The organism is Lysinibacillus sp. RC79, from assembly GCF_041262405.1.
Taxonomy (GTDB): Bacteria; Bacillota; Bacilli; order Bacillales_A; family Planococcaceae; genus Lysinibacillus.
Genome location: NZ_JBGCCD010000003.1, coordinates 63,815 through 82,299 on the forward strand (window position 1 = coordinate 63,815; position 18,485 = coordinate 82,299).

The window sequence follows — 18,485 nt, forward strand, 5'->3', positions numbered from 1 at the left end:
CGTTTAACCTCTATTGCGTATGCTAGCCTGTATAACTAGCAATAACTTTATGCATAGAAACTTTAACTCCATTTGTATTATGTTCTAATTTCCTTTTATGCAGCATGGACTGTTCATGTTGCTCTTGTTTATTCTTATAATAAATTGTTAGGCATTACAACTACATTACCCGTTTAAACATTTTTTCCACTTCATAAGTTGTAAAATGAATAAGTACTGGACGTCCATGTGGGCATGTAAATGGATTGTCTGCATTACGTAAATCTTGCAATAAAGTGTCCATTTGTTCTTTCGTTAAATAATGATTGGCCTTTATCGACTTTTTACAGCTCATCATAATCGCTGCCGCCTCACGTAATTTTTTGACGTCTGCTTTTTTGGTTGTCAGCACCTGTTCAATTAAGTCCTCAATAATTGCCTGTTCTTCCCCTTTAGGGAACCAACTAGGATGCTCTCTCACGACAAATGAGGCCTGTCCAAATTCTTCCAAAAATACACCAACAGCTTCTAATTCCTGTCTATTTTCTCTTAATATAAGAGCCTCGTCCGCAGCATAATGGAAGGTTAATGGAAGCAATAAAGCCTGACGCTCATTTGGGTTCACCTGACCGACCTTTTCACGGAAAAATTCATATTTAATACGCTCCTGAGCGGCGTGCTGATCGATTAAATAAAAGCCATCCTCCATTTGTGCAACAATATACGTGCCGTGAATCTGCCCTACCACTTCAAGCGCAGGGAATGGTTCTTTAGCTGGCTCATCCTCTAGAATTTCCACTGGCTCCTCTAGCGTTACTTCTTCAGGAGGATTTACTTCTATCATCGGTGTCGGTTGCCAGCTATCTTCAATGGCTGTAGGAACGGATTCGGGTTCTGGCACTATAGGCTCTAATGTATTCGACTCCTGAACAGTTTGCACATCATAGAGCTTTTCTACAATAGCATTCATTTTCTCCACATTAAGCTTTGGTGCTGGTTTCCATATATTTAACTGCTCCGTCGCAGGCTTTACCACTTTCTCCTTCTTTTCCATTAGCGGTACTCGAATAACATGGCGGATTTTCTCTCGTATTGTTTCCTCAATTAACTTTAGAAGCTCAGTCTCTTTACTTAAACGTACTTGATGCTTGGCAGGATGAACATTGACATCTGTTAAATAAGGATCTCCCTCGATATAAAGCGCTACAATTGGAAAACGTTCAATGGGCAAATACGTATGATAGGCATCTACAATCGCTTTTTGTACTAAATAATGCTTCACCCAGCGACCGTTCACAAACAACGACATATAGTTTTTCGAAGCACGAGTTACCTCAGGTAGTGATACGAATCCAGAAATTTTATAATCATGTGACTCTCCATTGAATGCCACCATTTTCTTAGCATTATGGACACCGTAAATGGCAGCTAATACTTGCTGTACGTCACCTCGTCCATTTGTTTGTAACAATTGCTGACCGTTATGCAATAATCTAAACGCAATTTGTGGATTTCCGAGTGCCAGACGGTTCATCAAATCAATGGTATGTCCAAGCTCGGTCTGTATTGTTTTCATATATTTTAATCGAGCAGGTGTATTGAAAAATAGCTGTGCCACTGTAATATCGGTTCCCTTGCGCAAAGGGCCAGGTTTATGTGTAGCAACATGCCCACCCTCAAGCTCTAAATACGTTCCCGATTCACCATTAGATGTAATGAGTGTCATTTTTGACACCGATGCAATGGAAGCTAATGCCTCACCACGAAAGCCAAGTGTACGAATTCGAAATAAATCATGCTCCTGATGAATTTTACTTGTCGCATGGCGAGAGTATGATATTAATGCATCCTCTTCATCCATACCACTACCATTATCAATGACTTGAATTGAAGTGAGGCCAGCTTCTAGTAAAAAAACATCAATGGACGTACTTCCTGCATCAATGGCGTTTTCAACAAGCTCTTTAACTACAGAGGCTGGTCTTTCAACTACTTCCCCTGCCGCGATTTTATTGGACAGCCACTCGTCCATAATTTGTATTTTTCCCATAGCTCATCACTCCTTTACTTTTTTGCATTTACTAGTTGCTGCTGTAGTTCGTATAAAATATTCATCGCTTGCATTGGTGAAGTACCCAGAATATTTACTTTTTCTAGGTTTTTAAGCACCTCTGTCTCTGCTGGAGAGACTGGTTCTTCCTCCGTAAATAGTGACATTTGCAGTGGCTTTTCAACAACTTCTTGTACCACGGCTACTTCGTTTCCAGCTTCATTTCCAGCCTCGAAGTTTTCAAGTAGCACTTGTGCTCTTGTTAAAATTTCCTCTGGCAATTGTGCAAGCTGTGCTACATGAATTCCGTAAGATTTATCGGCAGCTCCTTTTTTCACCTTATGCAAAAAGACAACCGTGCCATTTTTTTCAGTAGCAGATACGTGTACATTTTTCAGTCGAGGAAGCTCCTTTTCAAGTGCCGTCAATTCATGATAGTGAGTTGAAAATAGAGTGTTTGCTCCAATCTTGTCATGGATGTATTCCATCATGGATTGAGCAAGACTCATGCCATCATAAGTAGATGTCCCACGACCAATTTCGTCAAACAGCATTAAACTATTTTTTGTAGCATGCGTAATCGCGTGCTGAGATTCTAACATCTCCACCATAAATGTTGATTGTCCCGCAGCTAAATCATCTGCTGCACCGATGCGTGTAAAGATCTGATCTGTAATTGGTAATCTAGCTTTTTCTGCAGGCACATAACAGCCCATTTGTGCCATGACAACAATTAGTGCAACCTGACGCATATACGTACTTTTACCGGACATATTCGGACCAGTAATAAGCATCATATTGTTATTTTCCTCAAGTACACAATCGTTTGGTACATACATTTGCTTATTGAGCATTTTCTCTACAACCGGATGGCGCCCTTCAATAATTTCTAACGAACGTCCACCATGAAACTCAGGCTTTGTAAAACGATATTTCTCTGAAACACTTGCAAAGCTTAATAGCACATCTAGCTCACTAATGCTTGCCGCTAAAGCTTGGACACGTGGAATAAACACCTTTAATTCATCACGTATTGCCACAAATAAGTTATACTCTAACGTTAAACTTTCTTCCTCAGCATTTAAAATTAATGCTTCTTTTTCTTTAAGCTCTTGTGTAATATAACGCTCGGCATTTGCCAAAGTTTGTTTACGTTCATAGCGTGTTAAATCAGCTAAATGGATATTAGATTTCGTAATTTCAATATAGTAGCCGAAAATTCGATTGTAACCGATTTTTAAGTTTTTAATGCCTGTTTTTATCCGTTCCTCTTGCTCTAGCTGTGCAATCCAATCCTTCCCATTACGAGAAGCATAACGTAGCTCATCTAATCGCTCATCATAGCCATCTCGAATGACGTCACCCTCTTTAATAGTAATTGGCGGATTGTCTGTAATAGCACGAGCTAATAGCGCCTCTACATCCGCACACGTATCAAGTGCAGCGCCTAGCTTTTGCAATGTTTCTTTATTGGCACCAAGTAATTGCTGCTGAATGGCAGGTACTTGACGTAATGAATCACGTAGCTGTGCTAAATCACGTCCTCCAACATTACCAAAAGCTACACGCCCAGCTAAACGCTCTAAATCATATACTTGTTTTAAAGAGGCTTGTAGCTCCGTTCTAACAAAATACTCCTCCAATAAATCAGTGACGGTTGCTAGTCTCGCTTCAATGGCAGAATGTGAAGCAAGAGGTTGGTGTAACCATTGCTTTAACTTTCGTCCCCCCATTGCTGTCACTGTGTCATCTAACAACCATAAGAGTGTGCCCTTTTGATCGCCTCCACGAATAGATTGAATAAGCTCTAAATTACGCTTAGAGCTAGAGTCAATGCGTAGATAATTTTTCATTTCATTGTAGGTAAATGCTTGAATATGTGATAATGAACGCATTTGTGTTTTATCGATATAAGCTAGCAAACGAAGGCAAGCCATCTGTAAATCATTTGGCACCGCATCTAAATAATGTGCAGCTTTATCCAACGTCATTTCATCTGTTTCAATAGAAAGGACGATACCCGCGTTTACTGCATGCTCTGCTAATAGAAGTTGCAAACTTTCCGTTACAATTAATTCACGAATACCATATGCCTGCATTTGCAATAAAAGTGCTTTACCGTCGCCCTCAATCTGGGAGGCTACTGCTTCACCTGTAGATAAGTCTAAATAAGCGTAGCCATATGTCGTATCGTCGAATTGCTCCGCAGCACCAATAAAATGATTGGTTTTACCATCGAGCGACTTACCTTCCATGATCGTACCCGGTGTAATAAGCTGTACGACTTCACGCCTCACTACACCTTTTGCTTGCTTTGGATCTTCTGTTTGCTCACAAATTGCAACCTTATAGCCCTTTTGCACAAGAGTTTCAATATAATTTCTTGCCGAATGATGCGGAACGCCACACATTGGAATACGCTCTTTTGCACCCGCATCCCGGCTCGTTAATGTAATTTCTAAAAGTTGAGAGGCATTAATAGCGTCCTCAAAAAACATCTCATAAAAATCGCCTAATCTAAAAAACAAAAAGGCATCCTTGTAATCTTCCTTTACCTGCAAATACTGTTGCATCATTGGTGTATATGTTGTCATTTTAATAATTCCCTCGCTCTAACCATTTAGATATTTTTATTATAACAAAAGATACATGCGAAACGCTTAATTCACCTTTTTTAAGATGCTAGCGCTTCGCATGTATAAAATCTTTAGTATTATCTTGGTCTTTCATCAGGAAACGATGAGGACTCTAAAACATACCTACCTTCTTCACTTGAGCTAGACGATGAGCTGGAACTGGAGCTAGATGAAGACGAGGATGAGCTCTCATCAAAGTTCCATTCCTCTTCGAAATCTAGTGGATGTACACTAATGCAAATCGTCGTTTCTCCCATTACTTCTACAACGACTTCACGTTCTACTACGATTTCAAATTTCGTACCGCATGGAGAGATGATTGCCTCTACGCAGTTTGGTTCTTGAATGACACGTACACGAACATCATCACCAACACTCACTTCACCATCTCTAAAAGAAAGCTTCACTTTGTCTTTATAGTGCACCGTTTCAGAAAACACTGCTGTTTTCGAATGACTACTATAGGCATACCATACATTGACATCAAATTTCCCTGATACTTCTACAAATTTACCGACTTTTTTCGCGGAACAAGTATGATTGATGACCCAGCAACCGAGAATACTCGTCGGCTTATTTGATGGACTTAATGTTACACGTTCTTCCGTTCTCTTCTTCCCTTTGGCAACTACTGCTCTCGTCACGATTTGTCGTAAACGTTTCAGCGCAATTCCTCCTTCGACTCTTTTCACTCCATCATATGCAGGTAGCGCCTATTGGGTGAACATATATTTTTTGAATCGAATTAAGGAAAAATTCATTTTTCATAGTATGTTGTCTGAAACACGCTAATTTCTATGAATATTGAAGAATAACACATAAAAATAGCCCAAATTACATCATTCGAGCGTTTCAAATTGTTGAAAAACTATAATGTCAATGAAATTAAGGTGTCCTAAAGTATCCTTCAGCAAAACGAGGGGTTGATTTCCGTTCCGGCTGGGCGCTTTCCTGGGGGCGTCCGATGAGCCGCTTCACTCGCGATGCTCGCTCCAGGGTCTCATCTGTGACGCTAATCCCCAAGGAGTCGCCCAGCCTCCACTCCAATCAACCACTTCACATAGCATGTATCTTCTGGCAAATCGTTCTAATTTTAGTGAAAAAATGAAACTTCAGAAACGTTTTTTGTGCGAAAGCGTATTATCCCGTCATTGTTATAAGTCTTTTCCGTTCAATTATGGTGAGTAGCCGTAGCGTGTTCTTTTGAAATGTAAAAAATTTATAAAAGTTCCACGCTATCGTTGATTCGAGCGGAAGGTTACTCGAGTGTTTTCGTCGCAGAACAAAGCTTCCCACACTGAAAGCGAGTAGCCTGGAATGTAACCACCCTCATCTAAAGCACCACAACATTCACAAAGATTCGTCGACTTTTTTTCGAAAATAGGAAAAGCCCGAATGAAATTCATTCGAGCTATTACTTCTATTATGTTTATGAGCAGCTGCCTGGTGTTGTATTGGCTACGTATGAGCCAGTTTCTCCACGAAGTACATCTCCACCAGTTGAGCGAACAATCTCATTTGTAACATTGTTAGCAATTGTGTTCGAAACTAATTGCAATAAATCATTTACATCACCTTGAGATTCTTTAAATTGTTGAACCACTGGGATCGCGTTGATTTCTTCTTCGATTTTTTCGATTTTATCTTCAATTAATTTAAGCGCTTTTTCTTTCCCTAAGTGTTGGAAGTTAACAGCTTGCTTTTGTAGACTTTTTAGACTTGCAATACGCTCACGTACTTGTTGGTTTTCATTAATTTGTGCTTCTGCCTTTTTGAAAAATTCAACTTCTGGCGTATTGGCAATCATATGCGCAATTTCGTGTGACTTCTTGATTAAATCATCTTTTGTATATAATACTTGTGACATTTACGCTTCCACCTTTTCATTTTTTACTACTTCTACGAACTCACCACTTAGTGAATAAGAAGTAGCCTCAACTATTTTTACCTTCACTAATTGACCAATTAGATCTGCTGGCGCTTTAAAGTTGACAAGACGATTTTTACGAGTATAGCCAGCTAAAACATCCTCGCGTTTTTTACTTGTACCTTCGACTAAGACTTCTACTATTTCACCCTTCAAGCTCTCTAATGATTTTCGAGAGTATTCCCCTACAACCTCATTTAAACGGTGAAGTCGTTCTTTTTTCACTTCTTCAGGTACATTATCCACCATTTTGGCAGCAGGTGTACCCTCACGAGGAGAATAAATATAAGTAAAGGCCATTTCAAAGCCTACTTCACGGTACAAGGATAATGTCTCCTCAAATTGTTCTTCTGTTTCATTAGGATAGCCTACGATAATATCAGTCGTTAGTGTTACTTCCGGAATAGCCGCTTTAATTTTTGCTACTAATCCAAGGAAATGCTCACGCGTATACTTACGCGCCATAATTTTTAGCACATCATTTGAACCAGATTGTACTGGTAAATGAATATGTTCAACTAAATTACCACGTTGTGCAAGAACTTCGATTAAATGATCATCAAAGTCACGTGGATGACTCGTTGTAAAACGAATGCGTGGGATATCAATTTTTCGTAATTCATCCATCAAATCACCAAGTCGATATTCAATATCCTCAAAATCCTTACCGTAAGCGTTGACATTTTGTCCTAATAGCATAATTTCTTTATAGCCCGCAGCCGCTAGTTCACGAACTTCAGCAATGATTTCCTCTGGACGGCGGCTACGCTCCTTACCACGCGTATAAGGTACAATACAATACGTACAGAATTTATCACAGCCGTACATAATATTTACCCAAGCTTTGATGGAGCCAAGACGTTTTTTCGGCAGATTCTCAATAACATCGCCTTCTTTAGACCAAACCTCAATGACCATTTCCTTAGACATATATGCTTCTTTTAAAATGTTCGGTAAACGGTGAATATTATGTGTACCAAACACCATATCGACATGTGGATAACTTCTTAAAATTTTATTGACAACGGATTCTTCCTGTGACATACAGCCACAAACCCCAATCAGCATTTCTGGATTTTTACGTTTATATTTTAGCAGGAAGCCAAGTTCTCCAAATACTTTATTTTCTGCATTTTCACGGATGGCACACGTATTCAGTAGTACGACGTCAGCTTCGTCAATTACATCTGTAGGCGTATACCCTAGCTGCATAAATATCCCAGCCATAATTTCCGTATCATGCTCATTCATTTGACAGCCATACGTACGAATATAAAAAGTACGCCCTGTGCCCATACCTGCAAACTCTTCTGCAATGTTAAAGTCCTTATGGTACTTAACATCTTCTTTCCCACGCTTTTTAGCATCTTTTAATGAAGGTGCCGTAAAGACCGTTTCAAAATATTTACTATAATCCTTTTCAGGCTTGTCTTCTTTTTTTGGTTGATTGACTTGTTGATTAGCTAAGCGTTGTTCTTCATTCATCGCAATCAGGTAACTCCTTTCAAACGAATTCCATACATTTGAAATCCCATTTTACTATTATACTGAATAATTGCAACATCCTACAAGGTTTGCGTACTAAATGTCGCGGTTTAGACTTAATTACTCTTAGCTAGATGAATATTTTCGTTAGGTTGATGGGAGGTTGCCAGTTTTGCGGGGGCTTTCCGTCGGTTTGATGGTTTTATCCGTCGCTTGGACGTTTCTTTCCGCCGCTTTGAATTCTATCCATCACTTCGACAGTTCCTTCCGTCGCTTGGACGTTTCTTTCCGTCGCTCTGCCGGGGCTTTCCGTCGCTTTGACAGTTCCTTCCGTCACTTTGGCTCTTCTTTCCACCACTTTGACGGTTCTATCCAATTTGCCTTTTCTATTCGTCGCTCTGCCAGCTCTTTCCGTCACTTTGCTCAACCAATCCATGACCTCTCCGAAGCCCATCCACCACTTTTTCCTTAAAATAAAAAATCACCGAAGATATCCATCAACGGCGACATTTATTATAGTTCTATATACTGTTTTTTGCGTTGATCAAACCCAATAATTGATTGAATGCCATAGCTTTTTAGTAACTCTGTATTCGCAAAGGTGTGTTTGCCTAAATCGTCTGGGAAATGCGCATCTGAGGAAACTGTAAAGGCTACACCATGTTCAATTAATATTTGCAAGAAACGGGGGCCAGGGCACATTTCCTTTACTGGATAGCGATAATATAAGCCGGCATTTATTTCAGTGGCAGTTTGTGTTGTCACAAGTGCCTTAGCAATTCTTTCATACCACGAATCAAGAAAAGCCGTATCCTTCACTTGATAGTCAAACACTTTAAAGTTGTCCAAATGTGCCACAAAATCAAACATATTCGAGAGGATCATTTTTTCTACTGTGGCAAAAAATCGTGCAAAGTTTTCCTGTAAAGCTGCGGCGTCCATATCCTCAAAAATGTATTGTGTTTGAGGGTTATCAAAGCCCCAGCCATCCACAAAATGGACAGATCCGATAACATAATCCCATTGATATCCTTCCAATAAAGATGCTAATTCTTCCTCACCGCCGACAAAATAATCTGCCTCGATGCCAAGCTTTAAGGAAATACCATGACGACTCCACTTTTCCTTTGCTCGATTAATAGCTAACACAAAATCATCCATGCTTTCCGTCATCACACGATCAAGCCAGTAACGCTGAGCTCTACCAACTTCATTGTCATCTAACTGCATATAACGTTCAAAGTATGCTCGCGTCTCCTTGAAACGATATAGATGGTCCACAATTCCAACCTCGCGCAAACCGAGCTGCTTTGCTTGTTGTAAATATAAATCTAACCATTCTTCACTATAACAGCCATTCTGTAATCGCTTTGATAACTGCTGCATTTGCAACTCTATAAATGCTTTAGAACCTTTTGCTATTCCTTCATCTTCATTAAAAAATCTAATTGCCTGAGAAGTGCGCTCTAGCCAACGAAATGAATATGGGCCCTCCTCTAAATGTACATGATAATCAATCATCCGCATTTCCCTCCATTGCATACTGTCCACTTTTCCTCATACGCTTGCCACTCCAATGGACAAGCTATATCACAAAGAATTTCTGAGTACTCTTCTATGTGACATATTTGATAAAAAGACGTACCATTTATTTTAAATGCATCCGCTAATAAAAAGTTCATCTTGCTACGATCAAGCATTTTTTTAGAAATTAACGATTCATCCAAATCATAATCGAATACGATACCTTCACTTATACCACCACACGATATAAATGCTTTATCAAAATTCATATTTCCTAATAATTCTAATGTCATAGCTCCTGTTACTGAGGATTGCCTTGGATTTGTCGTTCCTCCAAGTAATATGACCTTCCCCGTCATCCGCCGCTCTTCTATAGCCAAATTAAATTGTACAGCTGCAGCGATCGAATTGGTTACGACAGTTATATCATTGACTGCTAATAAAAAATCTGCAATATGCACCGTCGTTGTGCCTGTATCAACCACAATTGTATCCCCGTCACATATACGTCTAGCTGCTAAACGAGCGATATTGCGTTTAGCCTCTTTTTGCATTTGAAGTTTCCTCAAAAATGCTGGTTCATTTCTAACGTTCGTATACTTTACAGCTCCTCCGTGTACTCTCGTTAATAAATGCTGTTGTTCTAGCTCATCAAAATCTCTACGAATCGTTTCTGGTGCCACTTGTAATTCTTCTGCAATATTGGCAACAACAATTTTCCCATCAACCTCTAACTGTTTTAAAATAAATTCGAAGCGTTCAATTTTTGCATAGGTCATGATAATGCAATCACATCTTCTTTCGCTACATAACACATATATTTCTTACCCAACTCAAACGAATGCCCTCGTTGGTGTAGCTGCTCCATCGTAAAGAGACATTCTCCCTCTAACGTTGTTCGGATAACATTGCCACTCATTAATGACTGCTTCGCCTCTCCAGTAATACAAACATCCCCCTGTCTCTGATTGAGATGAATCGCTTCTGGTCGAATCGCAAATTTTGAGTATTCTTTTGGCAATGTCTCGCCAATCATTTTCTCTAGAGCTTGACGCGTAAAGACATTGTAATGTCCAATAAAATTAGCGATAAATTCACTTTCAGGGCTTGTATAAATCGCAGTAGGTGTTCCACTTTGTGCAATCATTCCATTATTCATAACAAATATTCTGTCGGAAACAGCCATCGCTTCCTCTTGGTCATGCGTAACTAAAATCATCGTGATACCTAGCTTTTGTTGGATAGCTCTTAAGTCAGCTTGAAGTTTCTTACGAATTTGGGCATCGAGCGCACTGAGCGGCTCATCTAACAGCAATACCTTTGGACGCACAATTAAAGCACGAGCAAGGGCAACACGTTGCTGCTGACCGCCAGATAATTCTTTCGGATATGAGTTGGCTTTTTCACTTAAATGCACGATCTCAAGCATTTCTTGAACACGTTGGTCCACTTCAGCAGTATTTACTTTTTGCATGCGTAAACCAAAGGCTACATTTTCCTTCACCGTCATATTTGGGAATAGAGCATATGATTGAAACACCATACCAACCTGACGATCCTTTGATTGAACACCAATCATATCCTTACCTTCAATGATAATTTTTCCTGCAGATGCATCTGTTAAGCCTGCTAAAATACGTAAAATGGTACTCTTACCACAGCCACTCGGACCTAAAAGAGTTATAAATTCACCTTTTTCAATCTTCATATCTATATTTGATAAAACCGTCGTTGATCCATATTTTTTATGAAGCCCTTCAATCACAATATAACTCATAGATTTGTAGCACCTTTCGATCGTTTCGTTAATGTTGCAATAGCGAACGTTAATAAGCCCATAAGAACGATATAAATAAAGACAACTGCACTAGCAATATGTCCACTTGTACTAAGCTTCTTCATTAAATAAATTTGCACTGTTTCAAAGCGAGAACCGACGACAAGATTAATAAGTACAAATTCTCCAAAAAGCACGGAAAACGATAATAATGCACCAGCAAATAAACCTGGGTAAACAGTAGGTAACAATATTTTGGTACATGCCTGCAATTTTGATGCTCCCAGTAATTGTGCTGCATCTAAAAGCTGCCGTGCATCTACATTTCGCAAACTATTGCGTGTCCCTTGGTAAATGTATGGTAGGATACCGATAACATAGGCCCCTAAAACTACTAAAATCATCGGCACACCAAATTTACTGTAAACACGAATGAGTCCGACTGCTAAAATAACTCCTGGAAATGAATACACCATCACAACAGCCATCTGAATCCATTTTTCGTATTTTGGAAAATACAACACGATTACGAATATGGCCGGTACGATAACGAGCAATGCGATCATTACAGCTCCACCCGACAATAAAACAGAACGTCCAAACGCCTGTATAAATTCGGCATCCTGAAATAATGTAGCAAGCCATTTAAATGTTAATCCTTCTGGCAAAATGGTTTTATTCCAATTCGTCGCAAAGGCATAAAGCATTGTTGCAACAACTGGCAACACTAAATACATCACTAACAGGAGGAAAAATAAATCTGCAAAGCCTCTTTTTTTCACTATAATTTCCTCCTTGTTTTTGAAATGCTCCATTCACTCAATAGCATCGCCGTCACCATCGTTACTGCTAGTATTACGGCAATAGCACTTGCCAGCTCTGGTTGGGCAAAAATATCTCCCTTAATAAGAGAACCAATACGAATGGCTACTAAATTGTAATTACTGCTAGTTAGCGCATAGGCTGAGGCATACGCACCCATTGCATTGGCAAACAATACGCTAAATGTTCCAACAATCCCTGGAAGCATAACAGGGATCCCAATCTTCATCCAAAACTGCCAAGTAGAAGCTCCAAGTAGTGCCGCAGCTTCCTTCCATTGTTGCTGAATTCCATCATAAATTGGGTATAAAAGCATTAATGCTAATGGTAGCTGAAAATAAATATAAATCAGTAACAAACCACCCCAGCTATAGAGAGAAAAGGACGATAATGTGCCAATTCCCCATTTATCAAATAGCAATGTAAAGAGCCCACTATTGCCAAGTAATACGATAAACGCAAATGCTAACGGAATACCTGAAAAATTTGATGTTAAGTTTGTCAGTATTAAAATCTTTTCACGCACTGGCTCAGAAAATCTCATAATCGCATAAACCGCAAATAAGGTAACGATTAAGGCAATGACTGCCGAAATAACGGACAGTGTAATACTATTTTTAAAGCCTTGTAAAATGTAATCATTCGTTAGTACAGATTGATATTGTGCAAGTGTAAAACCATCACTATTTTGAAAGCTTGTGATTAGCATATACAGTAACGGTACTAAGAAAAATAACAGGACAAGTACTAGAAAAGGAGAAAGCCAGGCAACTGTTTGCCGCTTCGAAATCAAAACAATCACTTCTTTCTATATTTAATAGCGGCCATTTAGATTAGTATTGATTAATCATTTATATTAATTAGAAGGCTCATCACCAAAACGTGTGAGTTGATTTCCGTTCCGGCTGGGCGCTTTGTTGCTGACGCTTCGCTTTCGCACAGATAAAACATTTGTTGCTGACGCTTCGCTTTCGCACAGATAAAACATTTGTCGCTGACGCTTCGCTTTCGCGCAGAGCAAAGCTTCCTGGGGGCGTCCGATGAGCCGCTAATCCCCATGGAGTCGCCCATAGTTGATAAAAACTGAAATTGTTCCGATAAAACGAGAAAATATTCCGATAAAATGAGATTTTGTTCCGATAAATGCTAAAATTGTTCCGATAAAACGTGATTTTGTTCCGATAAATCTTCAAAGTCTGAATAAATAATGATATTAAACCTTTTTTAATGAATGCATCCCCTCTAATAACAGCGGAACCATTTCATCAGAAGGTTCGATATTCAATAAATGACAGCACAGCGGAGCAATTTGTAACTGTGATACAATCTCATCCTTAATGCCTGCTTTAACGTGATTCGAAATAACAAACATGGGCACATGGCGATCCTCAGCTGTTGTGCCTCCATGATTGCCATCACTCGTCATCCCATGATCAGCTGTCACGATAACTTCATAGCCCTGCGCAAGACATTTTGGGATAAATAAAGATAATAAAGCATCAACTGCTAAAACACGATTTCGATATTGTGCCGAGTCAGCTGTAAATTTATGACCATCATCATCTACATTCATCGGATGAATATATAAGAAGTCGGGTTGCTTATTATCCATAAGCCAAGCAGCCTCAGCAAATAAATGACTGTCTGGATAGTGATCCTCAAAGTAGAACAAGCCATTCTCAATCAGCAATTGAGTATCTAATTGTAACCTGTCCTCCATATGCACAAATGGTGCACGATTGTATAGCTCACTAACCCAATAATAGGCTGCTGCTGCTGTAGAAAGACCGTTTTCTTTTGCTAAATGAAATAGACTATTTTGCGTGGATAAACGCACTGTCATATTGCTCGTTACTCCATGTACAATGGGTGGTGTCCCCGTTAAAATCGTTTCATATAAAGGCCTTGATAGTGACGGGACCTCTGAGCAAACCTTGTAGCGTGCTGCAATCTTACGTTCAACTAAATGGTGCATAAATCCCATATGGGTACAGGCTGTATCAAAGCGAAGTGCATCGACAACAATTAAGACAACTTTATTATTTTCCATGAATTAATACCTGCTCCTGATAGAGTTGTGGAATTTGCTTTGTTGTTTCTTCCCATTTCTTTTGGTCTTTTACTGGCTGTGCATTTTTGTACATGTCCGCAGGTAATAATAGCTTCTGAACATCCTGAGACAATTGAACCTTGTCACGAATTGGACGAGCATAACCCTTCGCTAAATTTTCTTGCCCTGCATCTGATAAAATATATTCACGAGCAAGCATTGCTGCATAAGGATTTTTGGCGTATTTATTAATGATCGTTGCATAGCCTGATGTTACAGAGCCTTCTGATGGAATGACGACATCAAAACGTTTCTCATCAATTTGGTGGCGATATCCAAGTGCATTAAAATCCCATAAGATAGCTACGTCAATTTCGCCTTTTTCTAAATTCGCTACAGTTGGATCTCCTTTTAAACGCCCTTGTTTTGCTAAGTCTGCAAAAAAGTCTATTCCTGGTTGAATATTTGATTCATCGCCACCAAATGCCATAGCAGCTGCTAAAATAGCAAACTGTGCTTGATTTGCTGTTAAAGCATCACCAATGCTGACAGTGTAATTTCCGTTTTTAATGTCCTCCCAAGATTTCGGGGCATTTTTGACGTTGTTTTTATCAGTTAAAAATGAAATGGTTCCAGTGTAACCCACGATCCAATGTCCTTCATCATCCTTTGCCCAGTCAGGTATTTCATCCCAATAAGATGTTTTGTACGGTAATGTTAAACCTTTGTCCTTGGCAATCGGTCCAAAGGCAATTCCGACGTCACCTATATCCGCAGTGGCATCATCCTTTTCTGCCTCAAACTTTGCTAGTTCCTCAGCGCTCGACATGTCTGTATCCTTATGCTTGAGGCTATATTCAGTACCAAAATCTCCCCAAGTCTCTACCCAGTTAGCCCATGTATCTGGCATACCGACAGAATTTACAGTTCCTTCTTCTTTTGCCTTTTTCGTTATCTCTTCAAGTGTCAAATCACTTTTCACTTCATTCGAACCAGATGAACCGTCAGAACAAGCTGCCAACATTGAAATTGCTAATGCTCCGATTAGACCTTTCTTCCACAACTTTTGAATTGCCATGAGTTGGAACCTCCATTTGTTTATGTTTGTTTTCATTTGCCTTACAACACTTATGTTAGGAAACAAACATTAAGCAAGTATGGAGGACGTTAAAATATTCAGTAAAAATTATTAAGGAATTATGAAAATCTATGAACAATTATTAATTGAAGGGGGATTGTAAAATTTTTAGAGGAGTTAGTAGGAATCTAGTTCTGTATGCGCACGTTTATGTAGCTTTCCAAGACGTGCACACACCCTAGATTAATTTTATAAACCAAGAAAATCTGCATATGTATGTGGCTCGTTTTCCTTTAAAATTGTTAAAAATGTAAAGGCAAGCTGTACAACTGACCACCATCTCATATTGTAGGACATCTCAAAACGAGCAGGTTCTAATGTAAAAACATCCTGAAAAATATCAAGTGGTTCAATTTTTTCATCTTTTAATATCGAGAGAAAACCTAAAAACAACGTATGGTCCTTGACCTCAATCACTTTTCCGTCAACAAGCGCATCAATATTTTCTGGTTGCTGAAAATTACATTGTGTCGCAACATACCTTTCTAATTCCTGGGCACGTTGTCTTTCTTCACGTTCTCTTTTCTTTGCAATAAAATCAATGACGTTATCCACGTGCATCGCCTCTTCTTTTTTCTTTTATTGTAGCATTTTTTACAATACTATTGCCCGAAACACTCCCCATTTTTTCCATTTACCAAAACAAAAAGAATGTTATTAGCAAATTTGCCATAATCATTCTTTTCTCAAGATATTTTATCAGGTGTGTTAACCAACCATTTTTATTAATTAAAGGCTCGTCATCATAGCGTGGGGTTGATTTCCGTTCCGGCTGGGCGCTTTGTCGCTGACGCTTCGCTTTCGCGCAGAGCAAAGCTTCCTGGGGGCGTCCGATGAGCCGCTGATCCCCAAGGAGTCGCCCAGCCTCCACTCCAATCAACTCATATTCATGGTATACATTTTAATCCAATGTTATATTATTGAACTTCATAGAAGAAGCTAATTTCCGTACCAAAAGGCATAAGTAAATTATCAGCAAAAAATCCTTCGATCAGTAAATAATTCACCGCATTTTAAATAATTTATATCTGTGCGAAAGCAAAGTAACAGCAGAAACAATTACGCAAAGTCTAAAATGATTGGGATTGTTATAGTTACTTTTCCTCCACCTGTTAAATCATTGCCAATTAGCAGTGTGCCACCATGACTCTGAACAATTGATTGAGCAATATAAAGTCCCATCCCATGGTGATTTCCTGCATTTCTGCTTGGATCTCCGCGATAAAACTGTTTGGTAGCCTCATTTAAATCTCTCGGAGAAAATCCACAGCCGCTATCGGTAACGGTAAACTGAATAAAGTCAGCAGCGCTTTGAACAGTTAATGTCACCTCTCCGTTTTCAGGTGTGTGCTCTACAGCATTGGCAATGACATTTAAAATCGCTCGATAGAACTGCTCTTCATCGATCAACATACATGCAGGGAGCATCTCCTTTTGGACATCTACTTGAAGCTTTTTCTCCAACGAAAGAGCTTTCATTTGATCTTCTACTTCTGTCATAAATGCATCCGTTTTAACATTCGTTTTTTCACGAACGATATTTTTCTCCATTTTCGATAAATCAATTAGCTCTTTCGTGAATTTTTCTATTTCCATTGTATTTTTCAAAATATAGTCATTATATTCTCTTTGACTATCATCTTGAACTGTATCCTGTAAAAGCTCTGCATTTCCCCGAATAATTGTAAGAGGTGTTTTCAGATCGTGGGCAAGAGCAGAAATTTGTTCTCTACGTATCTGCTCTATTTCCCATTGCTGTTTTAACGAGGTGTTTAAGGCCTCTCTCATCTGCTCAAGAGATATCGATATATCATCTATTTCACGAATTCCTGAAGGGTTAATCGTAAAATCCAAATTTTGATCTTGTATTTTTTCAATCGCTTCTTGCAAGCCAAACATTTTTTTCTTTAAACTTCTGCCAAAATGGATAGCAAGAACAGTTGCATAAGCTATTATCCCAATAATAAACAATAGAAATACTAATAGTTGCGGATTAGGCAAATATTTTCTTAAAATTACAGAGCGATACTGGGGTACTAAATAATATCGTAATATACAAATCTCATTTTCTCGCTCTATAAACGAGTAAAATTGGGAGCCAGTTTCCCCTTTTTTCATTACATCCCAAGCTTTAAAAGCTTCCTTTTCTGAAAGATTCCCTGCAAGAAATTGTCCATCTTTAGAAAAGACAGCGTAGTCAACAAGGTCTGGGATAATATCAGCTGTAACCGAACTACTAGACGCAATTCGATCCTTTGATAATGAAATCTGACTTTCTGCATAATTTGCTGGCAAAACGATGTTGGCAGAAAAAGAAAAGAAAAATAAACTAAACAGTAGTACTACTAAAAGAATAGTGCCTATACATAGGAAAAGGAGATATCGAAGAAAAAAAGTATGTAAACGTGTTCCTTTATTGGGCCTCATTGTCTCCATTTATATCCAATCCCCCAAACAGTATCTATGGCGTCAATATTAAAGGTATGTAGCTTTGATCGAATATTTTTAATATGCTCAGTAATAGCAGTACTGTCACTTTTCCCATCAAACCCAAAAATAGTTTCATAAATCTTTTCTTTAGAAAACACCTGTCCTCTATTTCGAGCTAGATATTCGCATATTTCATATTCACTTTTTGTCAGCATTACCTTTTCCTCATTTACAAATAGCTCTTTGCCAGATAGATTGAAGTGAACGTTATCTACAAAAAGGATACTACGTCTTTCTCTTTTTTCGCGTCTCAAATGCGCATTCACTCTTGCACGTAGCTCGCCAATTCCAAACGGCTTGATTATATAATCATCTGCGCCAAGACCTAGACCATACATTAGATCCTCCTCCAATGATTTAGCCGTTAAAAAAAGGATTGGACAATCTACCGCATGTCGTATTTGACCACATAAAGTAAATCCGTCTATTTCGGGCATCATTACATCCAGTAAAATTAAATCAAAGGCACCTAGATCCATTTTACTGACTTCTGTCGCATTAGATACTGCCGTTACTAAATGTTCGTCTTTTAGTAATGCATTTTTTATCAATACTAAAATATCTTTTTCATCATCTACTGCTAATATTTTTGCCATATTTCTACCCT

16 protein-coding genes are annotated in these 18,485 nt (G+C 38.9%); all 16 read right to left on the reverse strand.

Annotated features, from left to right (window positions below; all coding sequences use genetic code 11):
- Positions 1-160: 160 nt before the first annotated feature.
- The 16 genes from mutL to ABH968_RS04150 all read right to left on the reverse strand — a co-directional run bounded on the left by mutL (position 161) and on the right by ABH968_RS04150 (position 18,474).
- Positions 161-2,029: a DNA mismatch repair endonuclease MutL gene (gene mutL, locus ABH968_RS04075; protein ID WP_370042768.1), complete on the reverse strand. Its 1,869-nt coding sequence runs from the start codon at positions 2,027-2,029 to the stop codon at positions 161-163.
- Between the two features lie 14 nt (positions 2,030-2,043).
- Positions 2,044-4,623, reverse strand: a complete 2,580-nt coding sequence (gene mutS, locus ABH968_RS04080; RefSeq protein WP_370042769.1) for a DNA mismatch repair protein MutS — start codon at positions 4,621-4,623, stop codon at positions 2,044-2,046.
- A 119-nt stretch (positions 4,624-4,742) separates the two neighbouring features.
- Entirely contained in the window at positions 4,743-5,357 is a 615-nt protein-coding gene (gene cotE / locus ABH968_RS04085; protein ID WP_370042770.1) for an outer spore coat protein CotE, read from the reverse strand.
- Positions 5,358-6,094: 737 nt separating this feature from the next.
- Positions 6,095-6,532 carry a YlbF/YmcA family competence regulator gene (locus ABH968_RS04090; protein WP_370042771.1) on the reverse strand — a complete coding sequence of 146 codons (438 nt, stop codon included), beginning with the start codon at positions 6,530-6,532 and terminating at the stop codon, positions 6,095-6,097.
- Positions 6,533-8,077 (reverse strand): tRNA (N6-isopentenyl adenosine(37)-C2)-methylthiotransferase MiaB, encoded by a 1,545-nt coding sequence (miaB, locus tag ABH968_RS04095; RefSeq protein WP_370042772.1) that lies wholly within the window; start codon positions 8,075-8,077, stop codon positions 6,533-6,535. It lies immediately after the preceding gene.
- Between the two features lie 202 nt (positions 8,078-8,279).
- Positions 8,280-8,513 carry a hypothetical protein gene (locus tag ABH968_RS04100; protein ID WP_370042773.1) on the reverse strand — a complete coding sequence of 78 codons (234 nt, stop codon included), beginning with the start codon at positions 8,511-8,513 and terminating at the stop codon, positions 8,280-8,282.
- Positions 8,514-8,590: 77 nt separating this feature from the next.
- The gene (locus ABH968_RS04105) at positions 8,591-9,598 is read right to left on the reverse strand and encodes a histidinol phosphate phosphatase domain-containing protein (protein ID WP_370042774.1); all 1,008 of its coding nucleotides are present in this window, start codon (positions 9,596-9,598) and stop codon (positions 8,591-8,593) included.
- Positions 9,595-10,380 (reverse strand): DeoR/GlpR family DNA-binding transcription regulator, encoded by a 786-nt coding sequence (locus ABH968_RS04110; RefSeq protein WP_370042775.1) that lies wholly within the window; start codon positions 10,378-10,380, stop codon positions 9,595-9,597. The genes ABH968_RS04105 and ABH968_RS04110 overlap by 4 nt, the downstream gene beginning before the upstream one ends.
- Entirely contained in the window at positions 10,377-11,378 is a 1,002-nt protein-coding gene (locus ABH968_RS04115) for an ABC transporter ATP-binding protein (RefSeq protein WP_370042776.1), read from the reverse strand. Before ABH968_RS04115 ends, ABH968_RS04110 begins: the two co-directional genes overlap by 4 nt.
- Entirely contained in the window at positions 11,375-12,160 is a 786-nt protein-coding gene (locus tag ABH968_RS04120) for an ABC transporter permease (protein ID WP_370042777.1), read from the reverse strand. Before ABH968_RS04120 ends, ABH968_RS04115 begins: the two co-directional genes overlap by 4 nt.
- Positions 12,160-13,002 (reverse strand): ABC transporter permease, encoded by an 843-nt coding sequence (locus ABH968_RS04125; protein WP_370042778.1) that lies wholly within the window; start codon positions 13,000-13,002, stop codon positions 12,160-12,162. Before ABH968_RS04125 ends, ABH968_RS04120 begins: the two co-directional genes overlap by 1 nt.
- Positions 13,003-13,413: 411 nt before the next feature.
- Positions 13,414-14,250 (reverse strand): alkaline phosphatase family protein, encoded by an 837-nt coding sequence (locus tag ABH968_RS04130; RefSeq protein ID WP_370042779.1) that lies wholly within the window; start codon positions 14,248-14,250, stop codon positions 13,414-13,416.
- Positions 14,240-15,328, reverse strand: a complete 1,089-nt coding sequence (locus tag ABH968_RS04135; RefSeq protein WP_370042780.1) for an ABC transporter substrate-binding protein — start codon at positions 15,326-15,328, stop codon at positions 14,240-14,242. The genes ABH968_RS04130 and ABH968_RS04135 overlap by 11 nt, the downstream gene beginning before the upstream one ends.
- A 249-nt stretch (positions 15,329-15,577) precedes the next feature.
- On the reverse strand, positions 15,578-15,949 hold the full coding sequence (locus ABH968_RS04140; protein ID WP_370042781.1) for a 2-oxoglutarate ferredoxin oxidoreductase subunit beta: 372 nt from the start codon (positions 15,947-15,949) through the stop codon (positions 15,578-15,580).
- A gap of 498 nt (positions 15,950-16,447) precedes the next feature.
- Positions 16,448-17,824, reverse strand: a complete 1,377-nt coding sequence (locus tag ABH968_RS04145; protein WP_370042782.1) for a sensor histidine kinase — start codon at positions 17,822-17,824, stop codon at positions 16,448-16,450.
- Positions 17,812-18,474, reverse strand: coding sequence for a response regulator transcription factor (locus tag ABH968_RS04150; RefSeq protein ID WP_370042783.1), 663 nt, complete (start codon positions 18,472-18,474; stop codon positions 17,812-17,814). The genes ABH968_RS04145 and ABH968_RS04150 overlap by 13 nt, the downstream gene beginning before the upstream one ends.
- Positions 18,475-18,485 lie beyond the last annotated feature (11 nt).

Bases quoted from the DNA above. Each gene is read 5' to 3' on its own strand.
- ABH968_RS04110 (WP_370042775.1), bottom strand. From the start codon at position 10,380: ATGACCTATGCAAAAATTGAACGCTTCGAATTTATTTTAAAACAGTTA.
- mutS (WP_370042769.1), bottom strand. From the start codon at position 4,623: ATGACAACATATACACCAATGATGCAACAGTATTTGCAGGTAAAGGAA.
- ABH968_RS04130 (WP_370042779.1), bottom strand. From the start codon at position 14,250: ATGGAAAATAATAAAGTTGTCTTAATTGTTGTCGATGCACTTCGCTTT.
- ABH968_RS04115 (WP_370042776.1), bottom strand. From the start codon at position 11,378: ATGAGTTATATTGTGATTGAAGGGCTTCATAAAAAATATGGATCAACG.
- mutL (WP_370042768.1), bottom strand. From the start codon at position 2,029: ATGGGAAAAATACAAATTATGGACGAGTGGCTGTCCAATAAAATCGCG.
- ABH968_RS04140 (WP_370042781.1), bottom strand. From the start codon at position 15,949: ATGCACGTGGATAACGTCATTGATTTTATTGCAAAGAAAAGAGAACGT.
- ABH968_RS04090 (WP_370042771.1), bottom strand. From the start codon at position 6,532: ATGTCACAAGTATTATATACAAAAGATGATTTAATCAAGAAGTCACAC.
- ABH968_RS04100 (WP_370042773.1), bottom strand. From the start codon at position 8,513: ATGGATTGGTTGAGCAAAGTGACGGAAAGAGCTGGCAGAGCGACGAAT.
- miaB (WP_370042772.1), bottom strand. From the start codon at position 8,077: ATGAATGAAGAACAACGCTTAGCTAATCAACAAGTCAATCAACCAAAA.
- ABH968_RS04145 (WP_370042782.1), bottom strand. From the start codon at position 17,824: ATGGAGACAATGAGGCCCAATAAAGGAACACGTTTACATACTTTTTTT.
- ABH968_RS04135 (WP_370042780.1), bottom strand. From the start codon at position 15,328: ATGGCAATTCAAAAGTTGTGGAAGAAAGGTCTAATCGGAGCATTAGCA.
- ABH968_RS04105 (WP_370042774.1), bottom strand. From the start codon at position 9,598: ATGATTGATTATCATGTACATTTAGAGGAGGGCCCATATTCATTTCGT.
- ABH968_RS04150 (WP_370042783.1), bottom strand. From the start codon at position 18,474: ATGGCAAAAATATTAGCAGTAGATGATGAAAAAGATATTTTAGTATTG.